Raw genomic sequence first — 20,500 nt, forward strand, 5'->3', positions numbered from 1 at the left:
ATCACCGCGGGAGAGCCGTCTAGGGTTGGACACCGACATCCTCCTGTCGTGGTTGGGACACCAAGCCCGAGCACCACAACAGGGGGATGTCCTCGTTTTCAACCACTCAGGCACTTACTAGGCCCGGCGGGTTCAGGAAAGCCACATTCAGGGCCGGATAGGCCCTGAATGTGGCTTTCCTGAACTCTCGTCAGGCCGCCAGGTCGGCCACCTTCTCCGCCACCACCGTGAACGGCGGGTTGGTCAGCGCCGTGCCGTCGGCGAAGCGGACGGTGGGCACCGTCTGGTTTCCGCCGTTCACGCCCTCGACGTACGCCGCGGCCTCGGGGTCTCGCTCGATGTCGATCTCCTCGTACGCGATGCCCGCCTGGTCCATCTGGAGCTTGAGCCGGCGGCAGTAGCCGCACCACGTGGTCGAGTACATCGTCACCTGAGCCATGCACTGGTCAACGACCGCCGCCGATCTCGTCTTCCCCGGCTGTCAGGATGGGCCGGTGACTGCGCCCACCCTCGAAGCCGGACTGGACGACGAGCAGCTCGCCGCGGTCACCGCCCCACGGGGGCCGGTGTGCGTGCTGGCCGGGGCGGGCACCGGCAAGACCCGCACGATCACGCGGCGCATCGCCCACCTCGTCAGCACCGGGCACGTCGCGCCGGGCCAGGTCCTCGCCGTCACGTTCACGGCGCGGGCGGCGGGGGAGATGCGCACGAGGCTGCGGGCGCTCGGGGTGTCGGGGGTGCAGGCGCGCACGTTCCACGCGGCCGCGCTGCGCCAGCTGCGGTACTTCTGGCCGCGCGTGGTCGGGGGACCCCAGTGGCAGCTGCTCGACGGCAAGCTGCGGCTGGTGGGGCAGGCCGCGGCGCGGGTGAAGGCCGGCACGGACGCGGCCGCGCTGCGCGACTTCGCCGGGGAGATCGAGTGGGCGAAGGCCACCCTCGTCACGCCCGACGAGTACCCGGCCGCCGTCGCGAAGCTGCGCCGGGAGACGCCGGCGGCGGCCGAGCAGGTCGCCGCCGTCTACGCCGGGTACGAGGCGCTCAAGAACCGCGCCGAGATGCTCGACTTCGACGACCTGCTCCTGCACACGGCCGCGGCGCTGGAGGAGCACGCGGGCGTCGCCGAGGAGTTCCGCGACCGCTACCGCTGCTTCGTGGTGGACGAGTACCAGGACGTCACACCGCTGCAGCAGCGCGTGCTCGACGCCTGGCTGGGGGAGCGTGACGACCTCACGGTGGTCGGCGACGCCAACCAGACGATCTACACGTTCGCCGGGGCGAGCCCGCGCTACCTGCTCGACTTCGCGCGGCGGTTCCCCGAGGCGGTGGTCGTGCGGCTGGAGCGCGACTACCGGTCCACGCCGCAGGTCGTGGCGGCCGCCAACACGCTCATCGGGTCGGCCCGCGGGCGGGTGGCCGGCAGCAGGTTGCGCCTGATCGGCCAGCTGCCCCCCGGTCCGGAGCCCGACTTCGCCGAACACGACGACGAGCCCGCCGAGGCCGCCGCCGCCGCGAAGCAGATCGCCCGGCTCATCGCCGACGGCACGCCTGCGAGCGAGATCGCCGTGCTTTTCCGGATCAACGCCCAGTCGGAGGTCTACGAGCAGGCGCTCACCGACGTCGGCGTGCCCTACCAGGTGCGCGGCGGGGAACGGTTCTTCAACCGGCCCGAGGTGCGCCGGGCGATGGTGGCCGTCCGGGCGGCGGGCGAGGTCGACGCACCGCTCGTCGACGCCGTGCGCGCCGTGCTCGCCCCGGTGGGGCTCACGCCCGACCCGCCCGCGGGCGCCCAGCAGCGCGCCCAGTGGGAGTCGCTGCTCGCGATCGTGGAGCTGGCCGAGGAGCTGGTGGCGGTCGAACCCGACGCCGGCATGCCCCGGTTCGCCGCCGAGCTCGAGACCCGCGCCGACGCCGCCCACCCGCCCACGGTGCAGGGCGTCACGCTGGCGTCGCTGCACGCGGCGAAGGGCCTCGAGTGGGACGTGGTGTTCCTCGTCGGGCTGGTCGAGGGCACGCTGCCCATCCAGCACGCCGAGGGCGACGACGAGGCCATCGAGGAGGAGCGGCGGCTGCTCTACGTCGGCATCACCCGTGCGCGGCGGCGGCTCGCGATGTCCTGGGCGCTGTCGCGGCAGCCGGGCGGGCCGCGCAGGCGCAGGCGCAGCCGGTTCCTCTACGGGCTGATCCCCGACGAGCACCCCGCTTCGCGCGTGGCGAACAGCGGTGGCGGGCGCGGGGCGCCCAAGCCGCGCTGCCGCGTCTGCGGCTCGCCGTTGATCGGCGCCGACTCGATGAAGCTGCGCCGCTGCGCCGACTGCCCGTCCGATGTGGACCTCGAGCTGCTCGACCGGCTGCGTGGCTGGCGGGCGGACGTGGCGAAGGAACAGCAGGTCCCGGCCTATGTGATCTTCACGGACGCCACGCTCACCGCCATCGCCGAGCAGCGCCCCGCCGACAACGCCTCGCTCGTGCGGATCCCCGGCATCGGGGCGCGCAAGCTCGACCGCTACGGCGAGGCCGTGCTCGGCCTGATCGCCGAGTCGGATAGTTGATCCGAGAAGCTTCCGTAAATGAGTTGTGCGGCCTCCCGCGAGGTCGCTAACGTCTTCGCTCGACGGACCTCACCAGCCCGTCTTCTGCCACGACCTCACCCGCGAAGGGGGTGCCCCTGATGATCACGATGACGCTTCCCGTCACCGCCGACCACGGCACCCGTCTGCCGGTGGAGGCCGTGGCGCCGACGCACGCGCGCGCGTGGAAGCAGCGCCCGTCCGGCGTCATCCTCGGTGGCTTCGGGACCGATAACAGCACAGGTGTGTCCGCAGAGGAGCGTCGTCATCTCTAGACGCCTCACAGCCCCAGGCCAGAAGACCGAGGCCGCGGACCCCACCCGGGATCCGCGGCCTTTTTGTTTGTCCTGCACGACCACTCACCGCAGGAGGTTGAAGTGCTAGTCCGATCAGTTCCGTTGGACGGCGGAACGATCACTCCCGAGCAGTTCGGCGGCGACTCGGCCACCGGGCTGGGGACCCTGCTCGACGCGGCACCCCGCGCCGGGCTGGATCTGCCGTGTCGTTCCGGCGACGCGGACCTGTGGTTCGCCGAGGCTCCCGCGGAGCTGGAGCGGGCCAAGGCGCTCTGCACGGCCTGCCCGATCAAGGTCGAGTGCCTCGCAGGTGCGCTCCAGCGCGCCGAACCGTGGGGTGTCTGGGGCGGCGAGATCTTCGAGCGCGGGGCCGTGATCCCGCGCAAGAGGCCTCGTGGTCGCCCGAGCAAGGCCGACCTCGCCCGCGACCGCGCGTACGCCGCGGCCATGTCCGCCTGACCAGTCCGCCCCACCCGTAGGTCCCTCGAGGACCAGCCCACAGGAGACCGATACCGATGACCGACCTCACGACGCCGCAGACCACAGCCCCGACGCGACCCGTCGTACGTGACCGCGAAGGAACCGCGATGTTGCTCCACGAAGCACTGGCCAGATGTCGACACCAAGAGGCCCTCGAGGCCGCCCGGCAGCACGCCCTGGTCCGGCGGTTCACCGCCGGGCGCCGGTGGGCGAGGCTCGCCGGTTACGCCGCCCGGCGGGCCGAGCGGGCCCGCGCCGCCGCCCGCGCCGGGGTGCGGGTGGCGTGATCACCACGCGGACCGGTCCTCCCGCGGCCGGTCCGCGGCGGTGGCGTCCTCTCCGTGACGCCGCCCAGCCGACGGCACCCCGGATCAACGCGATCCGGGGTGCCGTCGCCGTGCCCAGACGCCACACCGAACGCGGCATTCGCGCCCCGACACGGGGGACTCGCGCCCCCGCGGCCGCGAGTCTCGCGTTCGGGGAGGTGGGTGGCGCGGTCAGGCGTGGCGGCCTGCCGTCTCGTCCTCGGCGTCGAAGATCCACGGCTGCCAGTGCTGCACGATGCCGCGCAGCGGGACGTCGGCGTCGAGCTGGCACAGCACGCCGAGGGTGCCCATCGTGACCCGGTGGACCAGCAGGTACTGCGGGGGCAGGTTGAGCTCGCGCCCCGTGCGGAACTCGGGCCGCCGCAGGTCGCCCACCCGCTCGGCCTGCCGCTGCAGCCAACGCCGGTTGAAGCGGAACGACTCCGAGCGCAGCGGCTCGGTGAACGGCGCGAGGTACTCGATCGCCTCCTCCGCCGCGAGCCGGGAGTCCTCCCGCACGAAGCCGTGGTCGCGCAGCAGCTGCAGGAGCTCGGCCGGCTCGTTCTCGAGCGCGAGCCGCACCATGATCGACAGCGGCCGGGGGAGCCCGTCGGGGAGCCGGGCGACGGCGCCGAAGTCGAGCACCATGAGCCTGCCGTCGTCCAGCACCTGGAAGTTGCCCGGGTGCGGGTCGGCGTGCAGCAACCCGACGCGCGCGGGTGCCGAGTAGTGGAACTCGGCGAGCAGCGCCGCCGCGCGGTCGCGGTCGGCCTGGGTGCCGCCGGCGATCACGTCCGACATCCGTCTGCCCGTGACCCACTCGGTGACCATCGCCCGGGGCGCCGACGCCACGACCCGCGGCACCTTGACCGTCGCGTCGCCTTCGTAGGCGGCGGCGAAGACCCGCTGGTTGGCTGCCTCGTCTCGGTAGTCGAGCTCCTCCTCCATGCGTTCGCGCAGCTCGGCGATCAACGGCTTGATCTCCAGGCCGGGCACGAGCGGCTGGATGAGCCTGGTCATGCGCGACAGCTGGCGCAGGTCCGAGCGCAGGGCCTCCTCGGCGCCCGGGTACTGCACCTTGACCGCCACCTCGCGCCCGTCGCGCCAGATCGCGCGGTGGACCTGGCCGATGCTCGCTGCCGCGGCCGGCGTCTCGTCGAAATCCTGGAACCGGTCGCGCCAGCCGCGCCCGAACTGCTCGGCGAGCATGCGGTGCACGTCGGAGGAGGGCATCGGGGGCGCCGCGGACTGCAGCTTCACGAGGGACTCGCGGAACGGGGCCGCGAACTCGTCCGGGATGGCCGCCTCGAACACGCTGAGAGCCTGGCCGAACTTCATCGCCCCGCCCTTGAGCTCCCCGAGCACCGCGAACAGCTGTTCGGCGCTCTTGGCCATCAGCTGTGCGGAGATCTCCTCGCCGTCGCCCCCTGCCAGTCGCCTGCCCCATCCGGCGGCCGCGCGCCCGGCCACGCCGAGCGGAAGGCTCGCGAGCTTCGCGGTGCGGGCTGCGGTGCGGCGTGGGATGTCGGTCACGTCATCGCCTCGGCACTGGTGCCGGTGATGCGGCTCGGGTATCCGTCCACCCCTCGATTGTGTCCCGACCAAGACCGCGCGCGCATGTCATCACGTCGTGTCGCCGCCCACCACGTCACGTTCGGCAGCGGCAGTCGGGGTGTGGTGCCCAGACCCGGCGGGTGATCGTGCCCGCGTCCGCGTCGATCTCGAGCGTGGCCTCCAGGACGGGCGGGGCTGCCGTGCTGTCGTGGCCGTCGAGCGCCAGGAGGGCCTGGGCCGTGGCCACGCCCACCGTGGTGGCCACGCAGGTAGGTGCCGCACGGCCCGGCACGCCGACGAGCTGAGCGGCCACCGCCGCCCATGCCGGCTCGCGGGCGCACCGCTCGATCTCGAGGCAACCGAGGCAGGTGGTGCGGCCGGGCAGCACGAGCGGGCCGACGACGCCGACGCCGTCGCGCACGCGGACCACCAGGTGGGGCGTGCCGGTGGCGTGCAACCGCGCGACGAGTACCGGATCGGGTGTGCCGTGGTCGGTGAGCACGGCGAGGTCGGGCACGGTCCGCTGCGGAGGTGGGCCCGTCCGGGCCGAGGGGTGCAGCCGGGTGAGGGCCGCCGCGACGGCCCCGGCGCGGTCGCGCCCGCGGTCGGTGTCGACGAGCCCGGTGCCGAGGTCGCCCGCGCGCACCACGCCCGAGGTGACGACGTGCACCGTGCCGACCCCCGCCGTCACGAGCCCGAGCACCAGCCCGACGGTGAGCGGTCCGCCGCCGTGCACCACCACCGTGGCGGCGGCGCGCCTGCGTGCGCGCCTCCGCCCGTCGGCGGCGTCGACCAGCACCCCGCCCGCGACGAGCTCGGCGAGCAGCGCCTCGGCGTCGGCGCGGTCGGCCCCGCGCGCGGCGGCCCGCTCGACGAGCTCCGCGGCGGGCACGGGTGCGGCGAGCTCGTCGAGCATCTCGGCGAGCGGGGGCGGCAGGCCCTCGACGGCCACCGCCACGGCCGGGTCGAGGCCGACGATCCGGGAGCCGGGGCCCGCGGCCAGCAGCGAACGGTGTGGTGGCAGCCCGAGCAGCGCGGGCACGGGGCGCGGGGACGTGGTCATGGCCCGATCCTGCGCGCCTCCGCCCGTCCCTGCGCCAGGTTGTCCACAGGGGATGTGGACAACCCGTGTGCCGGCCGTCCCACGAGGCGGTTACCCGGCCTTCGGGCATTAAGGTGGTGTGATGGCGCAGCCCGCGGTCGTGGAGGTCCGGCGCAGTGACCGCCGCCGGCGCATGGTCAGTGCCCGGCGCGAGGGCGACACAGTCATCGTCTTCATCCCCGGTTGGATGAGCGACGCCGAGGAGCGCCGCTGGGTGGATGAGATGGTGCGCAGGCTCGAACGCAGCGAGGCCCGCCGCCGGTCACCGGGCCGCAAGGGCGACGACGCGCTGCGGCGGCGCTCGGTGGAGCTGTCGCGCCGCTTCCTGGAGGGGCGCGCCCGGCCCACGAGCGTGCGCTGGGTGCCGCCGATGCGCACGCGTTGGGCGTCGTGCACGCCGGCCGACGGCACGATCCGCATCAGCGAGCGCCTGCGCGACGCCCCCGGCTGGGTGGTCGACTACGTGCTGGTGCACGAGCTCACCCACCTGCTCGAACCCGGCCACGACGCCCGGTTCTGGGCGTGGGTGCACCGCTACCCGCGCGCCGAGCGCGCGATGGGCTACCTCGAGGGGCTGTCGGCGGCGGCCGGGCTCGGTCTCGTGGGCATCGACGGCGAGGAGCCCGACACCGCAGGCGCACCCGAGCCCACGTCGGCGACGGGCTAGGACCGGCTTCCGGGGTACGTGGCGCCGCTGAGAGGTTCAGCAAAGCCACGTTGCTGTACTCCAGGTTCAGGAACGTGGCGTTCCTGAACCGAGGGTGTGCCGGGTGGGTCAGCCCGTCTTCTCCGGGCCGTCCGACCCGCCGTCCTCCGGGCCGTCGTCCGTGGTGTCGTCGGCCTTCGCCCCGGGGCTGTCCCCCTCCGGCGCCTTCTGGTCGCGGAGCTTCTCCAGCTCGGCGATCGGGTCGGCGAGCTCGGCGCGCCCGACGAACGCGGCGGGGTCGTCGAGGTCGTCGGCCGACGGCACGAGGTCGGGGTGGGCCCACAGGGCGTCGCGGCCCGCGATGCCACGCTGCTCGCCGAGCAGCCGCCAGAGCTCGGCGGCGGCGCGCAGGCGGCGGGGACGCAGCTCCAGCCCCACCACGGTGGCGAACGCCTGCTCGGCAGGCCCGCCTGCACCGCGGCGGCGGCGCAGCGTCTCGCGCAGCGCCTCGGCGCCGGGGAGCCGGTCGCCGACGGCGTCGGCGACGACGGCGTCGACCCAGCCCTCGATCAGCGCGAGGAGGGTCTCGAGCCGGGCGAGCGCCGCCTTCTGCTCCGGAGTGGTCTCGGGCTCGAACATGCCCGACTGCATGGCCTCCTCGATGGCGGCCGGGTTGGACGGGTCGATGCCGCGGGCCAGCTCCTCGATGCGGGAGGTGTCGACGCGGATGCCGCTCGCGTACTGCTCGACGGCGCCGAGCAGCCGCTCCTTGAGCCACGGCACGTGGGCGAACAGCCGTTGGTGGGCGGCCTCGCGCGCGGCGAGGAAGATCATGACCTCGCTCGAGGGGCGGTCGAGGTCCTTGGTGAACTTCTCGATGTTCTCCGGCAGCAGGGCGGCGGTGCGGTCGGGACCGACCGGAACCCCGATGTCCGTGGACGAGACGACCTCCGCGGCGAGTTGCGCGAGCCCGTTGCCGAGCTGGCTGCCGAACGCGAGACCGCCCATCTGGCCGAGCATCGCGATCATCGGGCCGGCGGCGGAGCGGACCTCCTCCGGCATGGCCTCGACCCACGCGCTCGAGACGCGCTGCGCGACCGGGTCGCACAGCCGCTTCCACGTGGGGAGGCTGGCGTCGACCCACTCGCTCGCCGACCACGCCTTGGTCTCGGTGGCGCCCGCGGGGAAGTCGGTGGCGGGGTCGAGCCACAGCTCCGCCAGCTTGACGGCGTCGCTCACGGCGGCGCGTTGCGCCCCGGTGAGCGACGAGGTGGTGGACGCGAGCTGCTGACGCGCGAGCTGTGCGGCCAGGTCGTAGTTGACCGGGCCGCCGCCGCTGGACTGGGCCTGGCTGAGCATCTGGCCGAGCTGGGTGAGCATCTGGCCGAGCTGGTTGACGTCGAACCCGCCCGCGCCGCCCGGCATCCCGGCGCCCGGCATGCCGGGGAAGCCGGGGAAGCCGCTGAACCCGAACGGGTCCTGGCCCCCCTGACCGCGGCCCTCCAGGTCGCGGCGCCGACGCTCCTCGTCGGGGTCGCGGTCGGCGGATCCGAAGCCGAACGGGATGTCACTCATGGCGCCCACGGTACGCGGGTACGAGCTGCTGAGCTGTTCGCGTTCGGCGTGCAGGGGCGGCCGTACGCAGATCCCACGCGCGCGCGGCTTAGGCTGTGCCGTCGTGAACCGCCGGACATGGACCGTCGTCTCCGCGAGCATGCTCGCGCTGGCGCTCGGCGTGCTCGGTGCCACGCTCCCGGTGCCGATGGTGGCGCTCGGGCCGGGCCCGACCTACGACACCCTCGGTGTCGTCGACGGCACCACGGTGGTGGAGGTCGAGGGCCTGCCCGTCCACCCGACCACCGGGCACCTGAACATGACCACCGTGTCGGTCACCGACCGCCTCACGATGTTCTCCGCGCTCGCGCTGTGGGCGTCCCCGCAGAACCAGGTGGTGCCGCGCGAGCCGATCTACCCGTCGAACATGTCGCTGGAAGACATCCAGCAGCAGAACAGCGCGCAGTTCACCTCGTCGGAGTCCAACGCCGAGGCTGCCGCGCTTGCCGAGTTGCAGCTGCCGGCCACCGTCGTCGTCACGAGCCTGGTGCCGGAGACGCCCGCGGCGGCGATCCTGCAGCCGGGTGACGAGCTGCTCGCGGTCGGCGGGCAGCCGATGAGCTCGGTGCGGGAGGTGACCGACGCGCTGGCGCCGACCCGCCCCGGTGACCTGGTGGCGGTCCAGTACCGCCGGGAGGGCGAGGTGCGCGACGTCGAGGTGCCCCTCGCCGCCCGTCCCGACCGCGACCAGGGGTTGCTCGGCGTGATCCTGGGCGCCCGGCTGCGCGACGGCGACATCCGCATCAGCCTCGGTGGGATCGGCGGGCCGTCGGCGGGTCTGATGTTCGCGCTCGCCGTGGTCGACAAGCTCACGCCCGACGACCTGTCGGGCGGGCGCTTCGTCGCGGGCACCGGCGCGATCGAGCCGACGGGCACCGTCACACCGATCAACGGGATCCCGTTCAAGATGCGCAAGGCGTTCGACGAGGGCGCCACGGTGTTCCTCGTCCCGGAGGCGAACTGCGCGGAGGCGGTCGCCACGAACCCCGGTGGCCTGCAGCTCGTCCGCGTCGGCTCGCTGCACGACGCCGTCACGGCGCTCCGGTCGCTGAACACCGGGGGACCGGTTCCGGCCTGCTGACGGCCCGTCCGGGAAAACCGGGAAACTCGGACATTCGAGGCCCCCACGGGAACTCCACACCCTGTCCGTAGAGTTGGGTCGACAGGGCGTGCGGTCGGAGCGGTCGGAAGCGATCTGGGCAGGTCTCCGCCACACCGGACCGGCTCGGGCGCCCGGCTGCCGAATACCGATCTGCTGGAGCGTGCACTGTGGCCATGCGGCCCCCGGTGGGAGCCCCGACGCTGACCCGCCGCACCCGGATCCTGCTCGCCGTCGCCGGGTTGCTGGTGCTGCTGCTGCTCGGGGGCTCGCGCCTCATCAACTTCTACGTCGACTGGCTGTGGTTCGGCGAGGTGGGATACCGGGGCGTGTTCGCCACGGTGCTGTTCACCCAGATCGTGCAGTTCCTGGTGGGTGCGCTGCTGATCGGCGGGCTCGTGGCGCTGTCGCTGTGGATCGCCTACCGCACCCGCCCGGTGTTCGTGCCGGTGAGCGGGCCCGAGGACCCGATCGCCCGGTACCGCACCGTCATCATCCAGCGGCTGCGCCTGTTCGGCATCGGCATCCCGGTCGTCATCGGCGTCATCGCGGGGCTGGCCGCCCAGGGCGACTGGCAGACCGTCCAGCAGTTCCTCAACTCCACGCCGTTCGGTGTCGCCGACCCCGAGTTCGGCATCGACGTCAGCTTCTACGCGTTCCAGCTGCCGTTCCTGCGGTACGTGCTGGACTGGATGTTCGTCGCCGTCGCCATCGCGTTCGTGGTCTCGCTGATCACCCACTACATCTTCGGCGGCATCCGGCTCACGGGCCGGGCCGGTCAGGTCTCCTCGGCTGCGCGGGCCCAGCTCGCGATCCTCGCGGGCGTGTTCGTGCTGCTGAAGGCGGTGGCCTACTACCTCGACCGCTACGAGCTGCTCTTCAGCGACCGCAGCCCGCTGTTCACCGGTGCCACCTACACCGACCTCAACGCGGTGATGCCGGCGAAGCTGATCCTGCTGTTCATCTCGCTCATCTGCGCGGCGGCCTTCTTCGCGGCCGTGTTCCGGCGCAACCTGCAGCTGCCCGCGATCGCCACCGTGCTGCTGGTGCTGTCCAGCGTGCTGATCGGGGCGGCGTGGCCGCAGGTGCTGCAGCAGTTCTCGGTGGCGCCCAACGCCCAGCAGCGCGAGGCGCTCTCGATCGAGCGGAACATCGCGGCCACCCGCGACGCGTACGGCCTCAACAACATCAACGAGGTGCCGTACACGGGCATCAGCGACGCCACGCCCGCCCAGGTCCGCGCCGAGACGGCCACGATGTCCAACATCCGGCTGCTCGACCCGGCGAAGATCGAGCGGACGTTCACGCAGCAGCAGCAGCTGCGTGCGTTCTACGGTTTCCCCCCGCAGCTGGACATCGACCGCTACGAGGTCAACGGCCAGATGCAGGACTTCATCGTCGCCCTGCGCGAACTCGACACGAGCGGCCTGTCCGGCAACCAGACGGAGTGGATCAACCAGCACCTCGTCTACACGCACGGCAACGGGATCGTCACCGCGCAGGCCAACGAGATCAACGCGGCGCTCGAGGACAGCGGCGGCCAGGGTGGTCTGCCGGTCTTCACCTCGAACAAGCCCGAGATCCCGGAGAGCCTGCGGGTGCAGGAGCCGCGCACGTACTACGGCGAGCTGATCGACACCTACTCGATCGTCGGTGCCGAGGAGGGCGGGCCGCCCGTCGAGTACGACACCGACACCGAGCGCTACACCTACAACGGCCGCGGTGGCGTGTCGCTGGGCAACATCGTCAACCGCCTGGTCTTCGCGCTCTTCTACGGCGAGCGGAACATCCTGTTCAACAGCTCGATCAACGAGAACTCGAAGATCATGTACGTCCGCGACCCGGCCGACCGGGTCCAGGCCGTCGCGCCGTGGCTCACGCTGGACGGCGACCCGTACCCCGCGGTGGTCGACGGGCGGATCACGTGGATCGTCGACGGCTACACCACGCTCGAGAACTACCCGTACGCCGAGCGCACGCCGCTGGGTGAGTCCACCACCGACGCGCTGCAGCCGGGCCAGGGCGGGGTGCGCCCCGAACTCGACCGGGACGTCAGCTACCTGCGCAACTCGGTGAAGGCCACCGTCGACGCCTATGACGGCACGGTCAGCCTGTACGCGTTCGACGAGAGCGACCCCGTCCTCCAGACGTGGATGAAGACGTTCCCCGGCACCGTGAAGCCGGCCTCGGACATCAGCCCGGGCCTGCGCTCGCACTTCCGGTACCCGGAGGACCAGTTCAAGGTGCAGCGTGAGCTGCTCACCCGCTACCACGTCGACACGCCGGGCGACTTCTTCAACAACGTGTCGTTCTGGAACGTGCCGTCCGACCCGTCGCCGCAGGGCACCGGCACCGGGAGCGCGTTGCCGCAGCCGCCCTACTACATCCTCGCGGGCACCCCGGCGCAGCCGGGATCGCCGCCGTCGTTCCAGCTCAGCAGCGCGCTGGTGTTCCAGGAACGCGAGTTCCTGTCGGCGTACCTCTCGGTCAGCTCCGATCCGGACACCTACGGCCAGATGACGTTGCTCCGGCTACCGGACAACACCACCACCCAGGGTCCGCAGCTGGTGCAGAGCGCTCTCGTCAGCTCGCCCGACGTGAGTGAGCAGATCGGTCTGCTCTCCCGCAACGGGCAGAGCACGGTCGACTACGGCAACCTGCTGACGCTCCCGGTGGCCGGTGGCCTGCTGTTCGTGGAGCCGGTCTACATCGAGAGAGCGAACCAGGAGGTCAGCTATCCGCAGCTGGCCCGGGTGCTCGTGTTCTACCAAGGCCGGGTCGGTTTCGCCCCGACCCTGGCCGGCGCGCTCGACCAGGTGCTCCCGGGCGCCGGTGCCGTGGTGCCGACCGTGCCGGGCCAGTCGCCGGCGCCGGCCGAGGCCGGCACACCGGCCGCACCCACCGCGCCACCGGGCACCTCCAACCCGCAGGTGGCCACTGCGGCGTCGGCGATCCAGCAGGCCATCTCCGAGCTGCGCGCGGCCAACCAGAGCGGTGACTTCGCGGCCCAGGGCCGTGCGCTGGCCGCGCTGGACGCGGCGGTGAAGCAGTTCCAGGAGGCCAACGGGCAGGCGGCGGCGACGCCGTCCCCGGCCCCCGTTCCGGGCGGCTGACGCCGGTCTCCCCACCGTTCGGCCCCGGGTCGGGCGGTGGGGGGACCCCCCTGCGGGGCCGTTTCGGGGACGTGTACAGTAGTACTCACAACAGCAACGCGGGGTGGAGCAGCTCGGTAGCTCGCTGGGCTCATAACCCAGAGGTCGTAGGTTCGAATCCTACCCCCGCTACCAGGAAGGACAGCCCCCGGACAGACCGTCCGGGGGCTGTTCTCATGTGCCCGGTAGTGAGAAGTAGCCGACCCGGTCAGGCGCCCCCGATCCGGGGTCCTGCGTGCGGCCGGCCGAGCGGTGGGCGTCGATCGTGCCGTACGCGTCCGGCCTTGGCTCGCTACCAGGTCGGATGGACCGGGGCTGGACGAGGAACGAGCCGGGCGGGCCGGATCGGTAGATCTGCCCATAGACGCCGACCACGGGACGGGGCAGCGTCTGGTATCGGAGCCGTTGGGCACGGGCGCGCCTGCGCCTCTGCGGCCGCCAGCGGCTCTCGCCGTCGACGTCTCCGAACTTCAGGAGGTATCTGTCGTGGCGTCGCGAGATACGCGTGACCGGTTGGGGTGGCCCACGAACGGACAGGTGGTCAAACGCCCGGCACCGGTCCGACGGCCCGAGCTCCTGGTGCTGATGGGTACGTTGTGGGGGTATCACGCGCTGGGCTGCGACCTCGCCCATACCGCGGGCGCTCTGAGTAACCATCGCAGCACCGTTCGGTATCGCCTCTACCGTGTCCGCGAAGTCACCGGGATCGAGCCAGAAGATCCGAGATCGATGGAGGCGCTGCTGGAGATCGCGGGCCTGCACGCATAGCCGGTGACCCGGGTTCGTGGAGCGGGAAGCAGCTGTCGTGGTTACTACGGCCGGCCCAGGGTGCGGAGCGCGCTGTCGATGTCGGGATGGATCTCGAAGAGTCGGTGCACGCCGGCGGCGGCGAGGACATGCGCGACCACAGGGTCGGTGCCAACCAGATACAGGCCGATGTCCGCATCGCCGGCGACACAGGCCAGTTCGACCAGGGCCGGCACGGCGTCGGGAGCCAGGTCGGTCAGCGCGCGCAGATCCAGCACGACCGCCCACGGGGATGTGGCCAGCACCTCGAGGACGAACTTCTGGACCGCGGGGGCGGTGGTGTGGTCGAGGCAGCCCTGCACCTGAACGACCGGTACCGCGGGCCGGAGGTGTACGAGTCGAACCAGGGAGTCTCTCCCACGCGGCGCCCACTCGCCGCCGTCGGCATCGGCGCCCATCTGAGCCACCTCCTCGAAGCTTCCGTCGCCGTTCGGCACCGCCTCGATACATCGAGGGATTATCCGCGGTCGATGCCCTCGGCACAGCGGCACGGCCGCTCGTTCCCCGATGTCCGCCGGGGCTGGGGTGAAACGGCCGAGGGACCGTGACCCGCACCGCCGCGGTTGTCACGGCCACATGCCGGTCAGTTCGGGCGGCAGGTACAAGCCCTGGCTCAGGGCGCGGACCGCGGCCAGGGCCCGGGTCCCGGCATCCAGCTTGGCCAGGATGTGTTCCACGTGGGCGGCGACCGTGCGCGGCGCCACCACCAGTTCGGCGGCGATGCGCGCGTTGGTCCAGCCCTCGATGAGCAGCCCGAGGATCTGCAGCTCGCGAGGGGTGAGTCCGCGCAGGTCCGGCGGTGAGGCCAGCACCACGGCCGCCACCAGGTGGTGCGGGGGCTGGTCGGGGCAGCCCAGCACGGTGACCCGCACGTGTTCGGCGGGCTCGGACCCGGGGTAGGGGCACAGGAACGCCGCGTGCGCGCGGCCGTCGGCCAGCCGGGCGGCCACGGCGAGCAGCGCCGAGCCCGCGCCCAGCAGCGGGTGGGCGCCCAGCCCGGGCAGCGGCAGCGCCTGCCCGGCCCGGGTGAGCACCACCCCGGCGGTCGCGCCCCGCACCAGCTGCGCCGCCGCGGTGATCGTGCGCAGCGGGTCGACCGCATGCGCGATCATCGGGGCGAGAGTGCCGATCAGGTCGCGGGCGGCGTCGGTGGGGTGCGCCGTGGTGTCGGTGTTCAGGCCCAGAAACCCCAGGAAGCGGTCGTCCGGGGCGAACAGGCCGACGGCGAGGCCCTCCCGGAACCCGGCCGGGCGCAGGTACTGCGTCCAGCCGCGCACCTCGGTAGGCGGGACCGGCATGTCACGGATGCGGACCGGCGGGCGCGTCCGGTTCAGGCCGATCAGTTCGATCTCCTCAACCACTGCCGGACTCTCGAAGTAGGCGCGCACTGGGTCGGCGTACCCCTTGCTGACCAGGGACACGGGCCTGCGGCGCTCCGGGTTGAGCAGGGCGATTCTGCCGGCCTGGAACGGCACCACCGGGTGCAGCGACTCCAGCAGCGCGGCCGCCCGTTCCTCGAGGCCGGCCGGCGCGGCCGCGATCCCGGCCACCTCCGCCACGACCTGCGGCCAGCCCGGGGGCAGCTCAACCACAGCCCACCCCGGCGCGCCCGGAACGGGCCTGCTCGCCGCAGTACCCGCCAGGTTCGCCCGGTGCCGCCCCGGCCTCGGGGAGCACTCCGGGCCTGCAGTAGTCGGTTCCTGTGTCCACGGCCTGTGTCGCCTCTGCCCTGTGACCAGGTCGGGGAGGTGGCGAGAAGCCCCGGCCTGCTGCCAGCTTGGCACGGTCGGGCCCGGACCGAATCGGTCATCCGGCGGCATGGGCAGCGCGGGTGGCTCGTGCCGAAGCATGCCCGATCGATCCGGCACCGCGATCGCGAAATCGCTGCGAGGGGAGCGATGAGTTCCGGGAGGGGCAGCGGTCTGCATGGGTGTGAGACCGGCAACGGGCCGGTCCGACCAGCACCGGAGGCCACCGTGTCCGCCACCACCATCACCACCGCCCCTTCGACCGCTCCGTCCGCCGTCGCACTCCTGCGGGACGGGGTCGCCGCCACCGTCGCCGCCGCCGTGGCCTCCTCGGCCGTCGCCGCCGCCGGGATCGCGGTGGGCATCGGAGTCGACATCGCCGGGGCACCGATCCCGGTGAGCGGCTTCGCCACGCTCACCGCCATCTTCTCGGTGATCGGCCTGGTGATCGCGGTGGGCCTGCGCCGGTTCGCCCGCCGCCCGCGCACCACCTGGATCCGCACCACCGTCGCGCTCACCGTGCTGTCCCTGGTGCCGGACGTGATCGTGGACGCCACCACGGCCACCAAGCTGCTGCTGATGACCACGCACGTGGTGGCTGCCGCGATCGTGATCCCCGTCGTCGCCCGCCGGCTGCGCGCCTGAGCGGGGGATCAGCCGGTGGCGGCCGCTGCCGCCTGCGTGTCGACGTAGTCGCGCAGGCGGGCGATGCGGCCGTCGCGCGCTGTCAGCACCACGACGTTGGGCAGCGTGAAGGCGCCGGTGAGCGTGCTGGTGCCCAGGGCCTCCTGCTCGACGACGATCGTGTCCGGGTCGTCGGTGCGGTGAACGGCAAGGGTGCGGTAGTGCTCGTAGCGCAGCCCGTGCGCCTCCCAGCCCGCGGAGATCCAGTCGACGATCGTGTCCCGGCCCTCGAGCCGGGACGGCACCCCGGGTGGCGTGAACGGGAACTCGTGGACGGCGTCGGCCGCGTACACGCGCCGCATCCCGTCGGCGGACCGGTCGATCGCGGCGCTCCGCCAGCGCTCCAGCACCTCGCGTGGGCCCTCTGCGCTCCCGCCGAGCGGCGCGCGCCGGGCGGTCACCGTGCGGCGGCTGATCCGCCAGCCGTCCGCCAGCCGGACTACGACGTCGTCGTACGCAACGCTGCCGGCCGTGCCGGCGGCCGTGATCCCGATCCCCTTGGACCGCACCCGCGCCGAGCCGTCGTCGATCTCGCTGATCACCACGTTGGTGACGTGGTGGCCCACCGGGTTGCGATCCCCCATCGCGAGCGAAGCCCGGGTGATGGCCTCGACGCCCTGCAACGTGCCGAGGCCGAGATCGCCCACGTCGTAGGCGACGTCCGGCGTGAACAGCTCGGCCGCCCGGTCCAGCCGGCCCGTGTCGACGTGGTGGCCGTGCAGGTGGATCAGGTCGGTGATGTCGATCCGGTCCTGTTCGCTCAGCGGCATGGCGGCCTCCCTGATCGGGCGTCGGACCGATAAAGTGAGACGTGGTCCGGTTTTCGGGCACGGTAACGGACTGTGTCCCCGGTTTGCAACGGTGTGGTGATCGCGCTGGTGGGAAGTGGTCCGCGGGAGCGTCCCCGGCGTGCCGACGCCCGACGCAACTACGAGCGGCTGCTCGAGCAGGCGAAGCTCGCGTTCGGCGAGTTCGGTGCCGACGCCTCCCTGGACGAGATCGCCCGGCGGGCGGGTGTGGCCAGCGGCACGCTGTACCGGCACTTCCCCACGCGCCTCGACCTGATCGAGGCTGTGCTGGAGGAGCAGATGCGCGCCTTGGCCGACCTCGGCCGCGACCTCGCGACGGCCGACGACGAGCTCGACGCGGTGTCCACCTGGCTGCGTGCCGCACTCCGGCACGGGCTGGCGTACCGGGGCCTGGCGGCCGCGGTGATGAACTCGGCGCTCGACCGCGGGAACGACCGGGTGGCGGCCTGGCACACCGAGGTGTTCGAGGTCGGGAGCGCCCTGCTCGACCGGGCGCGGCGGTCGGGTGCGGTCGTCGCCCGAACCGATGACGCGGACGTGCTGAAGACGGTCGGCGCCATCGCCTGGGCCTGCCAGGACGACCCGGACGGCGAGGCTCGCGCCGAGCGCATGCTGGCTCTGGTCGTGCGCGGCCTGCAGTCGCGGTGATCGACGTCCCTGCCCGGCCCCGGCGGTCATGATGCACGCTGGAGCGATGACGACGGAGCCCGGCACGCTGTCCCGTGCCGGGCTCCACCGCGTGCTGGTGGTGCTGTGCACCACCGAGATCGTCAGCTGGGGGGTGCTCTACTACGCCTTCCCGGTGCTCGCCCCGAGCATCGCGGCGGACACCGGCTGGTCGATCTCCGCGATCACCGCCGCCTTCTCGACCGGTCTGCTCGTCGCCGCGGTGGCCGGGATCCCCGCGGGGCACCTGCTGGACCGGGTGGGCCCCCGGCCGATCATGACGGTGGGTTCGGTGCTCGCCGGGCCCGCCCTGGTGGGCATCGCCACGGCACCGTCCCTGCCCTGGTTCTTCGCCGCGTGGGTGCTGGCCGGGATCGCCCAGGCCGGCACCCTCTACCCGCCCGCGTTCGCGGCGCTCACCCGGTGGTGGGGGCCGCGCCGGGTCACCGCGCTCACGGCGCTCACGCTGCTCGCCGGGCTGGCGAGCACGATCTTCGCCCCGGTCACCGCCGCGCTCCTCGAGCGGTTCGGGTGGCGGCACACCTACCTCGTCCTGGCGGTGGTGCTCGCCGCCGCCACCGTCCCGGCGCACCTGTTCGGTCTGCGTGGCCCCTGGCCCGAGCACTCCGGGCCCGCGCGGGCCGCCGACCGCGATCCCGGCGCGATCGTCCGCAGCCGTTCCTTCCTGCTGCTGCTGGCCGCACTCGGGCTCAGTTCGTTCACCGCGTTCGCGGTGGTGGTCAACCAGGTGCCGCTGCTCATCGAACGGGGGATGTCCACCACCGCCGCCGCGTGGGCGCTCGGACTCGGCGGGCTCGGCCAGGTGCTCGGCCGGTTCTGCTACGGCCGGCTCGCCGCCGCCACCGGCGTCCGCGCGCGCAGCGTGCTCGTCCTCGCCTCCATCGCGGCCACCACCGCCCTGCTCGCCGCACTGCCCGGCCCGGCGGGGCTCCTCGTCGCGGCCGCGATGCTCGCGGGCGCCGCCCGCGGGATCTTCACGCTCCTGCAGGCCACCGCGGTGAGCGACCGGTGGGGCGCGGCGCACTACGGACGCCTGAACGGGCTGGTGTCGGCTCCGGCCATGGTCGCCACGGCGCTCGCACCCTGGGCCGGCGCCGCGCTCGCCGAGCTCCTCGGCGGCTACCCGCCGGTGTTCGCCGGCCTCGCCGTGCTGGCCGCGGTGGCCGCCGTGCTGGTGGCCGGCAGCGTGCCGCGACGACACGCGTGAGGGGCCGGCTCACGACCCGCCCACGGACGCGGCCCGCGGGGCCGGCGCATGGCGGGCGGTCCACCAGGTGTAGCCGAGCACCGCGACGAGGTAGGCCAGCGTGGTGAGGAGCCAGGAAAGCCACATTCAAGGCCTCTGCGGCCCTGAATGTGGCTTTCCTGAACCTCCCGGAGCCTGCCGAGCGGTCCGACGATCATGGGGACGAGGGCCGGCTGGTGGTAGGGCCGCGGCGTACCCGGCGCCTCGACGTCCGCGATCATCCGACGAGCCTGCCCGAGCTTCCCCCGTCCTGGTCCCGCGTCAGCGCAATCTGTCGTAGATCAGGCGCACCGCGCCGTCCGGTCCGGCGGCGTGCTCGACGAGCTCCCACCCGCCCGTGGGCAGGTCGTCCTCGAACAGGCGTGGACCCTCGCCCAGGAACACCGGAAAGATCATGAGTGACAGGCGGTCGACCGCGTCGGCCGCCAGCAGGGCCTTGATGACGCTCGCGGAGGCGAGCACGACGATGTCACCGCCCTCGGCGGCCGCGAGCTCGGCCGCCACGTCGGGGGCGGGCCGGTCGACGATCGTCGTGCGCTCCCACGGGGCTTCGCGCAGGGTGGAGGAGAGCACCACCTTCTCGGTGCCGACCAGCCACTTCGCGAAGGCCTCGTCGCGCGGGTCGGCGCCCTCCGTGCCGATGACGGTGGGCCAGAACCCGAGGAACCCCTCGGCGTTGACCCGACCGAGCAGGGCCGTCGTCGCCCCCTCGTGGAGGGACGCCAGGTGGTCGTGGGCGAGGTCGGTGGTGGCGTGGGGCAGCACCCAGCTCATGTCGAGCGGGTCGCGGCGGGCGTAGCGGCCGTCGAGCGACAGGTTCATGTTGGTGACGACCCTGCGGCGGCCGGTCTGCGCGGTCATGTCGTGCTCCTCGGGTGGTTGTGGGGAGGGTCCGCGGCGAGGGTCGCCGCGAGCCGCTCGAGGCTCTGGCCGAAGCCGATCTCGATGCCTGCGATGAAGTCGGCCGAGCCGACGGTGCTGCCGGTGACCAGGTAGCCGACGTCGAGGTCGGTGCCGGTGGTGGCGGCCCGGAGGTCGATGTCGACGTGGGCGGTGAAGGCGGGGGTGCCGTCGGGGAGCGCGGGGGAGAGTCGGTATGTGAGCCGCTCGTCGCGCCGCGCCTCCTCGACGACGCCCTCCGCGCGCCCCACGACCGCGTCGGTGCCGGGGTCGTCGCGGTCGCGGTACTCCTGGACGATCCGCCCGCCCGGCCGGGCTTCGAAGACCAGCTCGGAGACGCGCAGGTCGTCGGGGGTCCACCAGGCGGCGATCAGGGTGGCGTCCGTGAGGTGGCGCCACACCACCTCGGGCGTGGCCGCGAGGGACCGGTGGAACCGGAACGAACGGCGGTCGGCCCACCCCGCTTGCTCCGCCGCTCGCCGCTCCGCGTCGACGCCGAGCTGGTAGCGGTCGAACGTCTCGCGGGGCCCGCCCGCCCGGTCGGCGGTGGCGGCGAGCCCGGTCAGCGTGGCCGCGAGGTCGCGCAGGGGGCCGGGCTCGAGCGCGTAGATCCGGCGCTGGCCGGAGCGGTGGGAGGTGACGACGCCCGCCCGCTCGAGGGTCTGCAGGTGCTTGGTGGTCTGCGGCTGGCGCGCCCCGGCCAGCTCGGCCAGGACGCCCACCGGGCGGGGTCGCTCGGCCAGCAGGCCGACGAGCCGCCAACGGGCGGGATCGGCGAGCGCGGCGAGGAGTGCGTCCATGACC

General features: G+C 73.0%; 20 protein-coding genes and 1 tRNA gene. 12 read left to right on the forward strand and 9 right to left on the reverse strand.

Features of this window, described 5'->3' with window-relative positions:
- Window positions 1–190: 190 nt before the first annotated feature.
- Complete coding sequence (locus tag ACFPL3_RS24550; protein ID WP_343945751.1) at window positions 191–439, reverse strand: mycoredoxin; 249 nt, start codon at window positions 437–439, stop codon at window positions 191–193.
- Window positions 440–494: 55 nt separating this feature from the next.
- Here ACFPL3_RS24550 and ACFPL3_RS24555 point away from each other — a divergent pair, with 55 nt between their 5' ends.
- From ACFPL3_RS24555 to ACFPL3_RS24570, 4 genes are all read left to right on the forward strand, one after another.
- Window positions 495–2,549: an ATP-dependent DNA helicase UvrD2 gene (locus ACFPL3_RS24555; RefSeq protein ID WP_343945752.1), complete on the forward strand. Its 2,055-nt coding sequence runs from the start codon at window positions 495–497 to the stop codon at window positions 2,547–2,549.
- 119 nt (window positions 2,550–2,668) lie between these two features.
- On the forward strand, window positions 2,669–2,842 hold the full coding sequence (locus ACFPL3_RS24560) for a hypothetical protein (protein ID WP_343945753.1): 174 nt from the start codon (window positions 2,669–2,671) through the stop codon (window positions 2,840–2,842).
- Between the two features lie 102 nt (window positions 2,843–2,944).
- Window positions 2,945–3,322, forward strand: a complete 378-nt coding sequence (locus tag ACFPL3_RS24565) for a WhiB family transcriptional regulator (protein WP_379589668.1) — start codon at window positions 2,945–2,947, stop codon at window positions 3,320–3,322.
- Window positions 3,323–3,450: 128 nt separating this feature from the next.
- Entirely contained in the window at window positions 3,451–3,630 is a 180-nt protein-coding gene (locus tag ACFPL3_RS24570) for a hypothetical protein (protein WP_343945754.1), read from the forward strand.
- A gap of 210 nt (window positions 3,631–3,840) precedes the next feature.
- Here ACFPL3_RS24570 and ACFPL3_RS24575 read toward each other — a convergent pair whose 3' ends face one another.
- Both ACFPL3_RS24575 and ACFPL3_RS24580 read right to left on the reverse strand, forming a co-directional pair.
- On the reverse strand, window positions 3,841–5,181 hold the full coding sequence (locus tag ACFPL3_RS24575; protein WP_343945755.1) for an ABC1 kinase family protein: 1,341 nt from the start codon (window positions 5,179–5,181) through the stop codon (window positions 3,841–3,843).
- 115 nt (window positions 5,182–5,296) lie between these two features.
- On the reverse strand, window positions 5,297–6,265 hold the full coding sequence (locus tag ACFPL3_RS24580; RefSeq protein ID WP_379589669.1) for a hypothetical protein: 969 nt from the start codon (window positions 6,263–6,265) through the stop codon (window positions 5,297–5,299).
- A gap of 121 nt (window positions 6,266–6,386) precedes the next feature.
- Between ACFPL3_RS24580 and ACFPL3_RS24585 the strand changes: the two genes are divergently transcribed.
- The gene (locus tag ACFPL3_RS24585) at window positions 6,387–6,971 is read left to right on the forward strand and encodes a M48 metallopeptidase family protein (protein ID WP_343944168.1); all 585 of its coding nucleotides are present in this window, start codon (window positions 6,387–6,389) and stop codon (window positions 6,969–6,971) included.
- Between the two features lie 108 nt (window positions 6,972–7,079).
- Here ACFPL3_RS24585 and ACFPL3_RS24590 read toward each other — a convergent pair whose 3' ends face one another.
- The gene (locus tag ACFPL3_RS24590) at window positions 7,080–8,525 is read right to left on the reverse strand and encodes a zinc-dependent metalloprotease (RefSeq protein ID WP_379589670.1); all 1,446 of its coding nucleotides are present in this window, start codon (window positions 8,523–8,525) and stop codon (window positions 7,080–7,082) included.
- 103 nt (window positions 8,526–8,628) lie between these two features.
- Here ACFPL3_RS24590 and ACFPL3_RS24595 point away from each other — a divergent pair, with 103 nt between their 5' ends.
- The 4 genes from ACFPL3_RS24595 to ACFPL3_RS24610 all read left to right on the forward strand — a co-directional run bounded on the left by ACFPL3_RS24595 (window position 8,629) and on the right by ACFPL3_RS24610 (window position 13,583).
- The gene (locus ACFPL3_RS24595; protein WP_343944171.1) at window positions 8,629–9,645 is read left to right on the forward strand and encodes a YlbL family protein; all 1,017 of its coding nucleotides are present in this window, start codon (window positions 8,629–8,631) and stop codon (window positions 9,643–9,645) included.
- A gap of 194 nt (window positions 9,646–9,839) precedes the next feature.
- A complete protein-coding gene (locus tag ACFPL3_RS24600) occupies window positions 9,840–12,776 on the forward strand; it encodes a UPF0182 family protein (protein ID WP_343944172.1) in 2,937 nt (978 codons plus the stop codon).
- 97 nt (window positions 12,777–12,873) lie between these two features.
- Window positions 12,874–12,950, forward strand: a tRNA-Met gene (locus ACFPL3_RS24605).
- A 450-nt stretch (window positions 12,951–13,400) separates the two neighbouring features.
- On the forward strand, window positions 13,401–13,583 hold the full coding sequence (locus tag ACFPL3_RS24610; RefSeq protein WP_379589682.1) for a helix-turn-helix domain-containing protein: 183 nt from the start codon (window positions 13,401–13,403) through the stop codon (window positions 13,581–13,583).
- A gap of 44 nt (window positions 13,584–13,627) precedes the next feature.
- On the opposite strand, the gene ACFPL3_RS24615 is transcribed toward ACFPL3_RS24610, so the two are convergent.
- A complete protein-coding gene (locus ACFPL3_RS24615) occupies window positions 13,628–14,020 on the reverse strand; it encodes an STAS domain-containing protein (RefSeq protein WP_343944173.1) in 393 nt (130 codons plus the stop codon).
- 168 nt (window positions 14,021–14,188) lie between these two features.
- On the reverse strand, window positions 14,189–15,214 hold the full coding sequence (locus ACFPL3_RS24620) for a LuxR C-terminal-related transcriptional regulator (RefSeq protein ID WP_343944174.1): 1,026 nt from the start codon (window positions 15,212–15,214) through the stop codon (window positions 14,189–14,191).
- Window positions 15,215–15,598: 384 nt separating this feature from the next.
- On the opposite strand from ACFPL3_RS24620, the gene ACFPL3_RS24625 reads away from it, so the two are divergent.
- Window positions 15,599–16,015 (forward strand): DUF6069 family protein, encoded by a 417-nt coding sequence (locus tag ACFPL3_RS24625; protein ID WP_343944175.1) that lies wholly within the window; start codon window positions 15,599–15,601, stop codon window positions 16,013–16,015.
- 8 nt (window positions 16,016–16,023) lie between these two features.
- Here ACFPL3_RS24625 and ACFPL3_RS24630 read toward each other — a convergent pair whose 3' ends face one another.
- A complete protein-coding gene (locus ACFPL3_RS24630) occupies window positions 16,024–16,824 on the reverse strand; it encodes a nuclear transport factor 2 family protein (protein WP_343944176.1) in 801 nt (266 codons plus the stop codon).
- Between the two features lie 72 nt (window positions 16,825–16,896).
- Here ACFPL3_RS24630 and ACFPL3_RS24635 point away from each other — a divergent pair, with 72 nt between their 5' ends.
- Both ACFPL3_RS24635 and ACFPL3_RS24640 read left to right on the forward strand, forming a co-directional pair.
- Window positions 16,897–17,511 carry a TetR/AcrR family transcriptional regulator gene (locus ACFPL3_RS24635; RefSeq protein WP_343944177.1) on the forward strand — a complete coding sequence of 205 codons (615 nt, stop codon included), beginning with the start codon at window positions 16,897–16,899 and terminating at the stop codon, window positions 17,509–17,511.
- Between the two features lie 46 nt (window positions 17,512–17,557).
- On the forward strand, window positions 17,558–18,757 hold the full coding sequence (locus ACFPL3_RS24640) for an MFS transporter (RefSeq protein WP_343944178.1): 1,200 nt from the start codon (window positions 17,558–17,560) through the stop codon (window positions 18,755–18,757).
- Between the two features lie 300 nt (window positions 18,758–19,057).
- On the opposite strand, the gene ACFPL3_RS24645 is transcribed toward ACFPL3_RS24640, so the two are convergent.
- A complete protein-coding gene (locus ACFPL3_RS24645) occupies window positions 19,058–19,657 on the reverse strand; it encodes a dihydrofolate reductase family protein (protein ID WP_343944179.1) in 600 nt (199 codons plus the stop codon).
- On the reverse strand, window positions 19,654–20,496 hold the full coding sequence (locus ACFPL3_RS24650; RefSeq protein WP_343944180.1) for a metalloregulator ArsR/SmtB family transcription factor: 843 nt from the start codon (window positions 20,494–20,496) through the stop codon (window positions 19,654–19,656). Before ACFPL3_RS24650 ends, ACFPL3_RS24645 begins: the two co-directional genes overlap by 4 nt.
- Window positions 20,497–20,500: the final 4 nt, after the last annotated feature.

This window comes from Pseudonocardia zijingensis (assembly GCF_042657305.1).
In the GTDB taxonomy this organism is placed as follows: domain Bacteria; phylum Actinomycetota; class Actinomycetes; order Mycobacteriales; family Pseudonocardiaceae; genus Pseudonocardia; species Pseudonocardia zijingensis.

What these genes read in the sequence shown, in the direction of transcription:
- ACFPL3_RS24610 (WP_379589682.1), top strand. Translation starts at nt 13,401, where the DNA reads ATGGGTACGTTGTGGGGGTATCACGCGCTGGGCTGCGACCTCGCCCAT.
- ACFPL3_RS24585 (WP_343944168.1), top strand. Translation starts at nt 6,387, where the DNA reads ATGGCGCAGCCCGCGGTCGTGGAGGTCCGGCGCAGTGACCGCCGCCGG.
- ACFPL3_RS24645 (WP_343944179.1), bottom strand. Translation starts at nt 19,657, where the DNA reads ATGACCGCGCAGACCGGCCGCCGCAGGGTCGTCACCAACATGAACCTG.
- ACFPL3_RS24560 (WP_343945753.1), top strand. Translation starts at nt 2,669, where the DNA reads ATGATCACGATGACGCTTCCCGTCACCGCCGACCACGGCACCCGTCTG.
- ACFPL3_RS24650 (WP_343944180.1), bottom strand. Translation starts at nt 20,496, where the DNA reads ATGGACGCACTCCTCGCCGCGCTCGCCGATCCCGCCCGTTGGCGGCTC.
- ACFPL3_RS24615 (WP_343944173.1), bottom strand. Translation starts at nt 14,020, where the DNA reads ATGGGCGCCGATGCCGACGGCGGCGAGTGGGCGCCGCGTGGGAGAGAC.
- ACFPL3_RS24640 (WP_343944178.1), top strand. Translation starts at nt 17,558, where the DNA reads ATGACGACGGAGCCCGGCACGCTGTCCCGTGCCGGGCTCCACCGCGTG.
- ACFPL3_RS24550 (WP_343945751.1), bottom strand. Translation starts at nt 439, where the DNA reads ATGGCTCAGGTGACGATGTACTCGACCACGTGGTGCGGCTACTGCCGC.
- ACFPL3_RS24580 (WP_379589669.1), bottom strand. Translation starts at nt 6,265, where the DNA reads ATGACCACGTCCCCGCGCCCCGTGCCCGCGCTGCTCGGGCTGCCACCA.
- ACFPL3_RS24590 (WP_379589670.1), bottom strand. Translation starts at nt 8,525, where the DNA reads ATGAGTGACATCCCGTTCGGCTTCGGATCCGCCGACCGCGACCCCGAC.
- ACFPL3_RS24570 (WP_343945754.1), top strand. Translation starts at nt 3,451, where the DNA reads ATGTTGCTCCACGAAGCACTGGCCAGATGTCGACACCAAGAGGCCCTC.
- ACFPL3_RS24630 (WP_343944176.1), bottom strand. Translation starts at nt 16,824, where the DNA reads ATGCCGCTGAGCGAACAGGACCGGATCGACATCACCGACCTGATCCAC.
- ACFPL3_RS24600 (WP_343944172.1), top strand. Translation starts at nt 9,840, where the DNA reads ATGCGGCCCCCGGTGGGAGCCCCGACGCTGACCCGCCGCACCCGGATC.